The sequence below is a fragment of the Neorhizobium sp. NCHU2750 genome (assembly GCF_003597675.1).
In the GTDB taxonomy this organism is placed as follows: Bacteria; Pseudomonadota; Alphaproteobacteria; order Rhizobiales; family Rhizobiaceae; genus Neorhizobium.
Map to the genome: position 1 here is coordinate 377,281 of NZ_CP030827.1, position 12,050 is coordinate 389,330.

Annotated in this window: 12 protein-coding genes; 7 read left to right on the plus strand and 5 right to left on the minus strand. The window is 62.6% G+C overall.

The window, feature by feature from the left end; all coding sequences use genetic code 11:
- Nucleotides 1-101 precede the first annotated feature (101 nt).
- Together NCHU2750_RS01765 and NCHU2750_RS01770 are read left to right on the plus strand one after the other, a co-directional pair.
- Entirely contained in the window at nt 102-1,835 is a 1,734-nt protein-coding gene (locus NCHU2750_RS01765; RefSeq protein WP_119938884.1) for a Ppx/GppA phosphatase family protein, read from the plus strand.
- Entirely contained in the window at nt 1,832-2,566 is a 735-nt protein-coding gene (locus NCHU2750_RS01770) for an RlmE family RNA methyltransferase (protein WP_119938885.1), read from the plus strand. Before NCHU2750_RS01765 ends, NCHU2750_RS01770 begins: the two co-directional genes overlap by 4 nt.
- A gap of 67 nt (nt 2,567-2,633) precedes the next feature.
- Here NCHU2750_RS01770 and NCHU2750_RS01775 read toward each other — a convergent pair whose 3' ends face one another.
- On the minus strand, nt 2,634-4,046 hold the full coding sequence (locus NCHU2750_RS01775) for an MFS transporter (protein ID WP_119942827.1): 1,413 nt from the start codon (nt 4,044-4,046) through the stop codon (nt 2,634-2,636).
- A gap of 229 nt (nt 4,047-4,275) precedes the next feature.
- On the opposite strand from NCHU2750_RS01775, the gene NCHU2750_RS01780 reads away from it, so the two are divergent.
- From NCHU2750_RS01780 to NCHU2750_RS01795, 4 genes are all read left to right on the plus strand, one after another.
- A complete protein-coding gene (locus NCHU2750_RS01780) occupies nt 4,276-5,280 on the plus strand; it encodes an MBL fold metallo-hydrolase (protein ID WP_119938886.1) in 1,005 nt (334 codons plus the stop codon).
- A 320-nt stretch (nt 5,281-5,600) separates the two neighbouring features.
- Nucleotides 5,601-7,094: an IMP dehydrogenase gene (gene guaB / locus NCHU2750_RS01785; protein WP_119938887.1), complete on the plus strand. Its 1,494-nt coding sequence runs from the start codon at nt 5,601-5,603 to the stop codon at nt 7,092-7,094.
- A 206-nt stretch (nt 7,095-7,300) separates the two neighbouring features.
- Nucleotides 7,301-7,720, plus strand: coding sequence for an MAPEG family protein (locus tag NCHU2750_RS01790; protein ID WP_119942829.1), 420 nt, complete (start codon nt 7,301-7,303; stop codon nt 7,718-7,720).
- 111 nt (nt 7,721-7,831) lie between these two features.
- Complete coding sequence (locus NCHU2750_RS01795; protein WP_119938888.1) at nt 7,832-8,716, plus strand: dienelactone hydrolase family protein; 885 nt, start codon at nt 7,832-7,834, stop codon at nt 8,714-8,716.
- Here NCHU2750_RS01795 and NCHU2750_RS01800 read toward each other — a convergent pair.
- The 4 genes from NCHU2750_RS01800 to NCHU2750_RS01815 all read right to left on the minus strand — a co-directional run bounded on the left by NCHU2750_RS01800 (nt 8,697) and on the right by NCHU2750_RS01815 (nt 11,340).
- Nucleotides 8,697-9,650, minus strand: coding sequence for a hydrogen peroxide-inducible genes activator (locus tag NCHU2750_RS01800; RefSeq protein ID WP_119938889.1), 954 nt, complete (start codon nt 9,648-9,650; stop codon nt 8,697-8,699). The genes NCHU2750_RS01795 and NCHU2750_RS01800 overlap by 20 nt on opposite strands.
- A gap of 95 nt (nt 9,651-9,745) precedes the next feature.
- Complete coding sequence (locus tag NCHU2750_RS01805; protein ID WP_119938890.1) at nt 9,746-10,051, minus strand: type II toxin-antitoxin system RelE/ParE family toxin; 306 nt, start codon at nt 10,049-10,051, stop codon at nt 9,746-9,748.
- Nucleotide 10,052: 1 nt separating this feature from the next.
- Nucleotides 10,053-10,328: a CopG family ribbon-helix-helix protein gene (locus tag NCHU2750_RS01810; protein WP_162939445.1), complete on the minus strand. Its 276-nt coding sequence runs from the start codon at nt 10,326-10,328 to the stop codon at nt 10,053-10,055.
- Between the two features lie 64 nt (nt 10,329-10,392).
- The gene (locus tag NCHU2750_RS01815; RefSeq protein WP_119938892.1) at nt 10,393-11,340 is read right to left on the minus strand and encodes a LysR substrate-binding domain-containing protein; all 948 of its coding nucleotides are present in this window, start codon (nt 11,338-11,340) and stop codon (nt 10,393-10,395) included.
- A 190-nt stretch (nt 11,341-11,530) separates the two neighbouring features.
- Here NCHU2750_RS01815 and NCHU2750_RS01820 point away from each other — a divergent pair, with 190 nt between their 5' ends.
- Nucleotides 11,531-11,845, plus strand: coding sequence for a YjiS-like domain-containing protein (locus NCHU2750_RS01820; RefSeq protein WP_119938893.1), 315 nt, complete (start codon nt 11,531-11,533; stop codon nt 11,843-11,845).
- Nucleotides 11,846-12,050: the final 205 nt, after the last annotated feature.

The following is a 12,050-nucleotide window of genomic DNA, read 5'->3' on the forward strand; positions in this document are numbered from 1 at the left end:
GGCGAACAGGTCCTTCGCTGTTATCCTTGGCGCAACGAAACAATCAGACGCTGCAGCGTGCCTTCAATCGGTTGTGCGCGGCGAAATGGACAGAACGACCAATGGACCCCGATAGCGGCGCCAAGCCGCCAAACGGTGGGGCGTCGGCAGCCAGGAGCGAGGTTGGAAAACCGCCTCGCCGCAGGAAGGGAAAACGCGGCGGTAAAAACCGCAATGCGTCTGCCCCCAACCATGCGTCACCGGTCCATGAGACCGGTCAGGCAGCGCGCCCCGATATCACCTCGCAGGATCAGCCTGCCCGCAAGCGCAAGCGCAGGAGATCGCGTTCCGGCGCCCGCTCGGGCGATGTCGCATCCGCAAATCTATCCGGCTCCGGCCCGGCCAATGGAAATGCCCAGGGTCACGGCAAGGGTGAAGCGCGCGCCGCCCAGGGTGGCGGTGCATCGCATGCCGCCGGTGGCAACGCGCTCGCTCACGGCCATAACGAGCAATCGCCATCCCAGCCCTCCGGTTCGAAGGGGCGTAACCGCCGCAAGAAGAACCGCACCGGCCGCGGCCTGCAGGGACGGCCTTTGGTTCACGGACGTGACGGCCATGGCAGGGACGGGCAAGGCAGAGATGGGCAAGGCCGCGATCCGCAATCGAAGGGCTCTGCGAAGGCAGGCTCTGCCCGTGCTGCGCTATCCGGTGTCTCGCAGCCGGCGCTGGCGCGTGCCATGCCCGGTGCCGGGCAGGAAAGGGGGACGGCCGATCTTGCCGTCCTGCCGGCCGGCGAAAGCGGCTTCACCCATCACGACGATCTTTATGCCGCACTCGATCTCGGCACCAACAATTGCCGCCTCTTGATTGCCCAGCCGACACGGCCTGGCCATTTCCGCGTTGTCGATGCCTTTTCGCGCATCGTCCGTCTGGGCGAAGGGCTTGCCGCGACGAGCCGCCTCTCCAATGAGGCGATGGACCGCGCGGTCGAGGCCTTGCGCATCTGCGCGTCGAAACTCGCCACCAAGCCGATCCGCAGGATGCGGCTGATCGCGACGGAAGCCTGCCGCGCGGCTGAAAACGGCGAGGAATTTCTGGCCCGCGTCACCGCCGAGACGGGGCTCGATCTCGAAATCATCGATCGCGAGACGGAAGCCCGGCTCGCCGTCTCCGGCTGCTCGTCGCTGGTCGGCCGCGAGGCGCGCTCGATCGTGCTCTTCGATATCGGCGGCGGTTCGTCGGAAATCGCCGTCATCCGCATCGGCGACAACCGCTCGTCGAGGCTCGCCAACCACATCACCCACTGGACCTCGCTTCCCGTCGGCGTCGTGACGCTTTCGGAACGCTATGGCGGCCGCGATGTCACGCCGGATATTTTCGAGGCCATGGTTTCGGAAGTCGCCGGCATGCTGTCCAAGTTCGATTGCCCACCGATCGTCCAGTCGTCGCGCCGCAATGCCGATCACGATTTCCATCTGATCGGCACGTCGGGAACCGTTACCACGCTGGCCGGCGTCCATCTGGACCTGCCGCGTTACGATCGCCGTCGCGTCGATGGCCTGTGGCTGTCCGATGACGAGGTTTCGGCCATGCAGGCCAAGCTCCTGTCCTGGGATTTTGCCGGCCGCGCCGCCAATCCCTGCATTGGGCCGGACCGGGCCGATCTGGTGCTTGCCGGCTGTGCCATTCTGGAGGCGATCCGCCGCCGCTGGCCAAGCCCGAGAATGCGGGTGGCAGACCGCGGCCTGCGCGAAGGCCTGCTGACAGACATGATGGCCGATGACGGCGTATGGCGGCGTTCCCGCCCGCGCCGCTCCGGCGCAGTAAGCCCCGAGGAGGTTTTGAGACGCCGATGACGAAACCACCAGTCGGTATCAACCGGACGGGCCGCAAGCTCGGCCAGAAGGTCAAGAAGGGCAAGCTGAAGGCGTCTTCGCGCCGCTGGCTCGAGCGCCATATCAACGACCCCTATGTGCAGCGGGCAAAGCTCGAGGGCTATCGCGCCCGCGCGGCCTTCAAGCTGCTCGAGATCGACGAGAAGCACCAGATATTGAAGGGTGCCCGGCGCATCATCGATCTGGGGGCCGCCCCCGGCAGCTGGTCGCAGATCGCCGCCAAGGTGACCAATTCGACCGATGAGGATCCGCGCGTCGCCGCGATCGATTTCCTCGAGATCGATCCCTTGCCGGGTGTCAAAATCCTGCAGCTCGATTTTCTCGATGACGATGCCCCGCGCCAGCTGATGGAAGCGATCGGCGGCGTGCCCAATCTCGTCGTTTCCGACATGGCGGCGCCGACCACCGGCCATCACCGCACCGACCACCTGCGCACCATGCATCTCTGCGAGGTCGCGGCGCATTTCGCCATCGATGTTCTGGCAGAAGGTGGCCATTTCCTGGCCAAAACCTTCCAGGGCGGCACCGAGCGGGAATTGCTGGATCTGTTGAAGAAGAATTTCAAGCAGGTCATCCATGTGAAGCCTGCCTCGTCGCGATCGGAATCGGTCGAGATGTTCCTGCTCGCCAAGCACTTCAAGGGCCGCCGGCAGGATGAAGCCGATGGCGCCGAAGAGGGTGACGAAGCCTGATCCTGTCTGGGATGGATGCTGCGGCCGGCGGATCGCCCGCCGGCGCATTTGAGGTGTGCTCACACCATCACTCGCCGGCTTCCGGCTGAGCCGCCGCGAGCTTGCGCTGGCGGTGACCGGAAACGGATGCTCCCGTCAGCGGGTCGAGCCGGAAGATCGGCACGATCGACAGGACGGAGACGGCCGACACCACGAAGAAGGCAAGATGGAAATCCGCCAGCTGCAGCTGCGTGCCGGAAATGGCCGAGGAGATTTCCAGCACGAAGGCGGCGAATGCCACGCCGAGCGCCAGGCTGATCTGCTGCAGCGCCGATGCCATTGAGGTCGCCTGGCTGGCCAGTTCGTCGGAAATTTCAGAATAGCCGAGCGCGTTGACGCCGGTGAAGAACAGCGAGCGGAACAGCCCCGTGGCGAGAAGCGAGCCGATGATCAGGATATGCGGCGTTTCCGGCGTGAAGAAGCCGTTCACCGCAGTCATGGCTGCACCGAGAATGGCGGCAAACAGCAATGCGCCCCTAAAGCCCGTCAGCGCGAAGACGCGTCTGGCCACGAACTTCACCATCAGCGCCCCGATGGCGCCCGAGAAGGTGATCAGGCCGGACTGGAACGGGTTGAGCCCGAAGCCGAGCTGAAGCATCAGCGGCATGAGGAAGGGTATGGCGCCGGTCGCGATGCGAAACAGCGTGCCGCCCGTGGTCGAGGCGCGAAACGCCCGGTCGTTGAAGATCTTCAGGTTGAGGATCGGATGCGGATGATGCCGCGAATGCTTCACGTAGATCACCGAGGCGATCACGCCGGCAAGCGTCGCGCTGATGCCGACGGCAGGCGGCAATGCCGGCAGCCCGATGACCGACAGCCCGAACACCACGCCCGCCGCGGCGATCGAGGTCAGCACGAAGCCGATCCAGTCCATCTTCGCCGTTTCAATCGGCGGCACTTCGGGCAGGTAGAGGCCGGTAAGGTAGAGCCCGAGCAGGCCGATCGGCACGTTGATGATGAAGATCCAGTGCCAGGAGAAATAGGTGGTGATGAAGCCGCCGATCGGCGGGCCGGTCATTGGTCCGACAAGTGCGGGAATGGTGAGTAGCGCCATGGCCGAAACGAGCTCGCTGCGCTGGGTGGTTCTCAAGAGCACCAGGCGCCCGACCGGCGTCATCATCGCGCCGCCGACGCCCTGAAGGAAGCGCGACATGACGAACTGGATCAGCGAATCGGAAATGGCGCAAAGGATGGAGCCGCCGATGAACACGCAGATCGCCAGCCGGAAGACTTTTTTCGCCCCGAACTTGTCGGCCATCCAGCCGCTGATCGGAATGAACATGGCCAGCGACACCATGTAGGATGTCAGCGCCAGTTTCAGCGTGATCGGGCTGACGCCGAGATCGTTGGCGATCGTCGGCAGCGCGGTTGATATGACCGTCGAATCCATCTGTTCCATGAACAGCGCGACGGCAAGAATGAGAGGTATGATGCGGTTCATGGAGGTGGATGCCATATGATGACTGTCCCAGAGGTCCGGCAGGTCCGGGGAGCCTCCCTGTAAACCTGTAGCCTCTCTATGCCAATGGATGATCTCGTCTTTCCGTGAGCTAGCGCATGCTTTGCGTCACGTCTGCGTGAAGCTGGGCCTTTATTGCATGATGATTGTCAACTTTTCGCAAAGCCGCGCTATTTGGGGCCGCTTGCAAACAGTCACGAGGGAGAGGGCTATGACTGGATCAGGTATCGGAAGAAGAACGCTGCTGGGCACTGCGGGTTTCACCATCCTCGCTTCACCGGCAATCATCGCAAATCGGGCGGCATTCGCCCAGAACAACAGCAAAGCGAGCAGCAAATTGGCAATCGATCGCGTCACCCCGCCCGACATCAACAAGTTCAAGCTGGGCAGTTTCGAGGTCCTCGTCGTCAAGGATGGCGCCCGCGCCTCCGGTGCGCCGAACGAGACCTTCGGCACCAATCAGTCGGCCGAGACGGTCGGTGAATTGCTGGCGAAGAATTTTCTGCCCAAGGATCAGTTCGTCAACGGCTTTTCGCCGGCGCTGATCGATACCGGCAGCGATGTCATCCTGTTCGACACGGGCTTCGGCAAGGCCGGTCACGCCATGGGCGCCGGCCGTTTGATCGAAGGCATGGCGGCCGCCGGCTACATGCCGGCCGACGTCACCAAGGTGGTGCTGACCCATCTCCACGGCGACCATATCGGCGGCCTGATGGAAGACGGCAAGCCGGCCTTCGAAAACGCCAGCTACATCACCGGCAAGACCGAATATGATTTCTGGGTCGATCCGGCCCGCGCCGGCACGCCCGCCGAAGCCAATCACAAGGCGGTGCTGGCCAGTGTCAAGCCGCTTGCCGAAAAGATGACGTTCATCGGTGAAGGCGACCAGGTTGTTCCCGGCATTACCGGCATGCTCGCCCCCGGCCACACGCCCGGTATGATGATCTACAACATCGAATCCGCCGGCCGCCGCCTGGTCCTGACCGCCGACACGGCCAATCATTTCGTCCTCTCGCTGCAGCGGCCGGACTGGGAAGTGAAGTTCGACATGGACAAGGCAAAGGCCGCCGCGACGCGCAAAAAGGTCTTCGACATGATCGCCACCGACAAGGTAGCCTTCCTCGGCTATCACATGCCATTCCCCTCGGTCGGCTACGCCGAGAAGCTCGACACCGGCTACCGCTTCGTGCCGAAGAGCTACCAGTTCGATATTTGACAAGTCATGCCGAAGCCCTGAAACGACCAAAGCCACCCGGAGGGTGGCTTTGGCTTATATGCCCCTTTCGGGAGACGGTGACGCGTTTCCGCGACCCGCTGATGAACTATTTAACGGTGCATCGTTTTCGTGCTCTGAAAAGATCCCTGTCCCCGAGCTATGCAAACCCGGCCGGTCTGCCTCCCGGGTTTTTTCTATTCCCATCCTGTCATGAACGTGTTACCAGCCCTCGCCAACTTCCAAGCATTTCATGCAGAAGCAGCCGGACAGGGAATTTCCTTTTTCCGGAGGATTCTGCCTATTCAAACGAAGGATTGGCAATGGCACGGATCGTAATCTCGGCAACCGGCGCAGAAGCGCTTACCTTTGACGATGTCCTGCTCCAGCCGGGGCACTCGGAAATCATGCCGGGTCAGACCAATATCGCAACCCGCATCGCCAAGGATATCGACCTGTCGCTGCCGATCCTGTCTTCGGCAATGGACACCGTCACCGAAAGCCGTCTGGCGATCGCCATGGCACAGTCGGGCGGCATGGGCGTCATCCACCGCAACCTGACCCCGATCGAGCAGGCCGAAGAGGTCCGCCAGGTCAAGAAATTCGAAAGCGGCATGGTCGTCAACCCGGTCACCATCGGTCCTGACGCAACGCTTGCCGAAGCGCTGTCGCTGATGAAGGCGCACGGCATTTCCGGCATCCCGGTCGTCGAAAACGGCGGCCGCCCCGGTCGCCTCGTCGGCATTCTCACCAACCGCGACGTCCGTTTCGCCTCCGATCCGAACCAGAAGATCTTCGAACTGATGACCCGCGACAATCTCGTCACCGTCAAGGACGGCGTCGAGCAGGCGGAAGCCAAGCGTCTCCTCCATTCGCATCGCATCGAAAAGCTGCTGGTCGTCGATAATGATGGCCGCTGCATCGGTCTCATCACCGTCAAGGACATCGAGAAGTCGCAGCTCAACCCGAATGCCGCCAAGGACGCGCAGGGCCGCCTGCGTGCAGCCGCTGCCATCTCCACGGGATCCGATGGTGTGGAGCGCGCCGAGCGCCTGATCGATGCGGGCGTCGACGTCATTGTCGTCGATACCGCCCACGGCCATTCCCAGAAGGTTCTCGACGCCGTTGCCCACGTCAAGAAGATGTCGAACGCCGTTCGCATCATCGCCGGCAACGTCGCCACCTCCGAAGGCACCAAGGCGCTGATCGACGCCGGCGCCGACTGCATCAAGGTCGGTATCGGTCCGGGCTCGATCTGCACCACCCGCGTCGTCGCCGGCGTCGGCGTGCCGCAGCTCGCAGCCGTCATGGCAGCCGTCGAGGAAGGCAACAAGCACGATATCCCGGTCATCGCCGATGGCGGCATCAAGTTCTCCGGCGACCTCGCCAAGGCGATCGCTGCCGGCGCCTCCGCCGTCATGGTCGGCTCGCTGCTCGCCGGCACCGATGAAAGCCCGGGTGAAGTCTACCTCTACCAGGGCCGCTCGTTCAAAGCCTATCGCGGCATGGGCTCCGTCGGCGCCATGGCCCGCGGCTCGGCAGACCGTTACTTCCAGGCGGAAGTGCGCGACACGCTGAAGCTCGTGCCGGAAGGCATCGAAGGCCAGGTTCCCTACAAGGGCCCGGTCTCGGCCGTACTGCACCAGCTCGCCGGTGGCCTGAAGGCCGCCATGGGCTATGTCGGTGGCAAGGACATCAAGGATTTCCAGGAAAAGGCAACCTTCGTGCGCATTTCCGGCGCAGGTCTGCGCGAAAGCCACCCGCATGGCGTGACGATCACCCGCGAAAGCCCGAACTATCCGGGCGCCGGCTCCTGATACGTCGCGAAAACGTTAGAGAATTCGAGCGGGCCGGGCATTCAACCCGGCCCGTTTTCGTGTCAGAAGGCCAGGACGCATGTCTCCCAAAAGTGGTCGCCGGTTTTGGGATAAAGACATGCGCAAAAACAAGGAGCTGAAGCACGGCAAGCGAATCTGAAAGATCGCGACATGCTTTGGCGTATTCTGGAGAGTTTGCGAAGATGATGACCGATACGACCGCCATGTTCTGGCCGATGATCGCCCACGCAGTCCTGGTCTTCATCCTCTATATCCTTCTGTCGACGCGCCGCATGGCCGCCATCCGCTCGGGCGGCACCGATCCCCGGCAGTTCAAGGAAAACCTCTCCGAGCCCGCCGAGAGCCTGCTGGTCCACAACAACCTGAAGAACCAGTTCGAATTGCCGATGCTGTTTCATGCCGGTGCGCTGGCGTTGTTCATCAACAATGCCGATAACATCATCACCATCACGCTCGCCTGGATCTTCGTGATCTCGCGCTATGCGCATTCCTATGTCCACATCACCAGCAACCGGCTACAGCTGCGCCGGCCGCTGTTCATCGTCGGCCTGTTCGCCTGCGCGGCCATGTGGGGCTGGCTCGCCGTCTGGCTCGCCACGTCCTGACGCCGAAACGAGCCAGCGTCTCACGAACAAGTGTAAATTGCGCGTCGGCGGCCGTCATCGCCATATCGTTGCGTCTGCTGTACCTTTCCTCCAACCATTGAGGAGAGGCACATGGACAGGAAACCCCCAACGATCACCCAGGCGATGATCAACGCCTATGACGACTACACCCATCTGCATCTCGACCGCCGCCGGTTCATGGAGCGCCTGACTGCGCTTGCCGGTTCGGGAGCGGCGGCCGCCGCCATCGCACCGCTTCTCGCCGCCGATGGTGCCAGGGCGGAAATGGTGCCGGAGACCGATGACAGGCTGGCCACCAGCGACGTCACCTTTGCAGGCACCAAGGGCGCGACGATGAAGGCCTATCTGGTTCGCCCCAGATTGGCGACAGGCCCGCTCGGCTCGGTCATCGTCATTCACGAGAACCGCGGTCTCAACGGTCATATCCGCGATGTGGCCCGCCGCATGGCGCTGGAAGGCTTCAACGCGCTGGCAGTCGATTTCCTCTCGCCGCTCGGCGGCACACCCGCCGATGAAGACAAAGCGCGCGACATGTTTTCCACGCTCGATCCGGTCGAAACCGCCGCCAATGGCGAAGCGGCCCGCGCCTGGCTCGCCAAGCATGAAGGGGCGAATGGCAAGGTCGGGGCCGTCGGCTTCTGCTGGGGCGGCGGCCTCGTCAACCGCATGGCGGTCAACTCGCCGGAACTCAATGCCGGCGTCGCCTATTACGGCCAGCAGCCTCCGGCTACCGATGTGCCGAAGATCAAGGCGCCGCTGATGCTGCATTACGGCGGTCTCGACGAGCGCATCAATGCCGGCATCCCGGCCTTCCGTCAGGCGCTGGAAAACAACGGCAAGACCTTCGACATCTTCGTCTACGAAGGCGCCAACCACGCCTTCAACAACGATAACTCGGCGGCGCGCTACGACAAGGCCGCGGCTGATCTCGCCTGGGGCCGCACGGTCGGCTTCTTCAGGAAATATCTGCTGTAGTCGTTGGCTTGGCCATGCGCTCAGTCGCGTCTGTCGTGCCGGCCACGGTCGGCACGCAGGCGACCACCGCCTGTGCCAGCGCTGCCATGTCCTCCGTCCGGCCGCTGGACTTGCGCCAGATCAGCCCGATCTCGCGGGAGGGGGCGGGCTCGGCAAAGGGCACGATCCGGAGATTGTTGCGCACCGTTTCCGAGGCGACCGCCATTTCCGGGATCAGCGTCATCCCCATGTCGTGGGAGACCATCTGCAACAGCGTCGCCATCGACGTGGCGCCGAAATTGACGAGGCTGCGCCTGTCCGCCGTGCCGCAGACGGCAAGCGCCTGGTCGCGCAGGCAATGGCCCTCTTCGAGCAGCAGCAGCCGTTCGGCATCCACCTGGTTTTCCGTCATCGGCGAGGTCAGCACCTCGCGGTCGTTCTTCGCCATCGCCATGTAGAACCGGTCGGCAAACAGCGCTTTGGTGGCAAAATTATCCGCCTCCACCGGCAGCGCCGCGATGACCGCATCGAGCCGCCCGTCGGAAAGCTCGGCCGCAAGCCTGTCGGTCACGGCCTCCTTCAACTCGATCTCGATGGCCGGATAGGCTTGGCGCAGATAGGGGATCAGCTTCGGCACCAGATAGGGCGCCACCGTCGGAATGATGCCAATGCGGATCGGCCCGGCCAGCACGCCGCTCTTGCGCCGTGCCGTCTCCTCCAGGTCGTCCACCGCGCTAAGGATGACGCGGATGCGCGACAGCACTTCCTCGCCCTTGGCGGTCAACAGCACGCCCGCGCGGCTACGCTCCACCAGTTGCGCCCCGAGATGATCTTCCAGTTCCATTATCTGGGTCGAGAGCGCCGGCTGGCTGACATGCACCATCTCGGCCGCTTTGCCGAAATGCCGCGTCGTCGCCAGCGCCTCGAAATAGCGCATCTGGCGCAGAGTGAGCATGATAGGAAATTCCAATAGATACGTAAAAATATCAGGATCAGAAATTATGATGAACCGAGCTCGAGTTCAACCGGAATATGCCGCCGGAACGAAACCTATGGATCGCCGGCATTATTTTCGCCGCTTTCCGGTTTCTGTCGTTCATGACGAATGGCCACGATTTCGAGAATGTCTGCACGCAGACGTATCGTCAGAATCAACGGGCGCATGACAACACGTCGTGTATCGGGAATGAGGCCTTCCTCCGTCATCCTCGGAAAGTCTGCGAGAAGGTCTTTGACCCTATCAAGCCGCACAAGAATATCGCGAGCAGCCTGCGGGTTCTGTTCGGCGAGATCGGCAATATAGCTGAGGAGCCATCGTTCGGCCCTGATCGAAAGTCGGACCGCTCGTTTGCTCATCTCATCCTGCGCGACTTGCCTTGCGGGCCTCGGCGCGATCGATAACGTCGGCAGCTTTTTTCAGCACCGAGTCCAGATCGCTGGAGTGGCCATTATCGAGTTCGGCGATCCCGGCGGCTTCCTCACGCAGGTCTGTGCCTTCATCCGCCAGATAGCGCTCCAGTGCGCGTTGCAGCACCCAATTGCGATCGCGATGAACGAGAGCCGCAATCTCGTCGGCCCGACCGACGAGATCGGCGGGGAGGGATACGGAAATCTGCAGCTTGTCTTCGCTCACGAGGCTCTCCCCGGCAATTGATCATAGCCTGCGCGCCGCAGGACCCGAAGTCAATGCACGCGTCTCACCACCCCGTCATCGCCTGGCCCGAGCGTGCCCGCACCTGGCGGAAACTCTTCACCTCGCCGTCGAGATCGTCTGGCACCGCAGCGGGAGAAATGTTGTCGAGGCAGGCGGTGATGTGGTCGGTGATCGCGTTCATCAGTGACGGCGAAAGTCCCGGCCGCTTCATCAGGCCGATCTGCACCGGCGGCAGGGGAGGAAAGCCGTCGGCCGCCGTCAGCACCCGCATGCCGGGCCTCAGAGCCGATTCGGGCAGCACGGAAACGGCCATGCCGGTCATGACGGCAGCCGCGACCACGGTCGCCGACCAGCTGGTGAACAGGACCTGATATTCGCGCCCGTCGGCATCGAGCGCCGAGCAGGCAAGCTGCCGCCAAAGACAGTCGCGCCGCCCAAGTGCCAGCGGCACCGGCGCGTCGTCCTTCAGCGGATGGTTGGCGGAGGCCACCCAGCAGAGCGGCTCGGTGCGTACCACGTCGGAAATGCGCTGGCGTGGATTGTGGGTGACGAGCGCGATGTCGAGTTCGCCGCGCGCCATCTTCTCGCCGAGGCTCATCGACGGCTCGCAGACGATATAGAGTTCGACATTCGGATGCGTCTTGGCAAACCGGCCGATGATTTCCGGCATGTAGCGATCGGCATAATCGTCCGGCGTGCCGATCCGGATCGTGCCTTCCAGCCGGTTGTCGTCGAAGGCGGCGATCGCCTCGTTGTTCAGCCTGATGATCCGGCGGGCATAGTTCATCAGCTTCTCGCCCTCGGCCGTAAGCCGGTTGCCGCGCCCGTCCTTGGCGAAAAGCTGCTTGCCGATGCGCTCTTCCAGCCGCCGCATCTGCATCGAAACGGCCGATTGGGTCTTGAACACCCGGTCGGCCGCCTTGGTGAAGCTGCCTGTGTCGATGATGGCGATGAACGTATGCAGCTGGTCGATATCGAGCGGTGCGGACATGGGCGCAATCCATCAGTGAACTTGATAATCATCATTAGAAACATTCGTTGGACTGATCAATAGGATTTGCCGATAACCATCGCAATTCCAGAGGACATAAGCGCTTCCGAAGCGCCGATGTTTCGCCGTCATCCCGCCCGCTGTCTTGCGGCGGGAGACACTTGCCCGTGCCCGATGAAAGGATATTCCGATGAGCACGACCGAATGCGGAGAAGAACTCCATCTTGCAAAGACCCCCGCAATTGCGCCCGCAGGCCTCCGCCTGACGACCGGCAATAGCGTGCTGGTGCGCCTTGCATATGCATGGCGTGCGATCCGCAATCGCATCGCTGCAAGTCCGCTGTCCGATTTCGATGATCGGATGCTCGACGATATCGGACTTAGCCGCCGTGATGTCGTCGCAGCGCTCGATCATTCCGGCGCCCTGGACGACCCGTCGTTGCTTCTGGCAAGGGCGGCTCGCGAGCGCGCCCGCACGCGGTTTGCCAAACCGCCAGTTCGCTGAACCGCGTGCCCTTATTCGTCTTTAGCAGTTCCAGCAAAAGTGCGGAGCGGTTTCGCGTCCGGAACTGCGTCAAATCGAGGAGATAGAGTAATTTCGCGATTCGAGGAAAAGCGAAATCGCTCTGGTTGATTTTCCCCGCAGGGTGATAGCCAATAGCCCTGCCTCTTGCCCGGCCCGGACACCCGCGCCGGGCCTTTTTGTATCC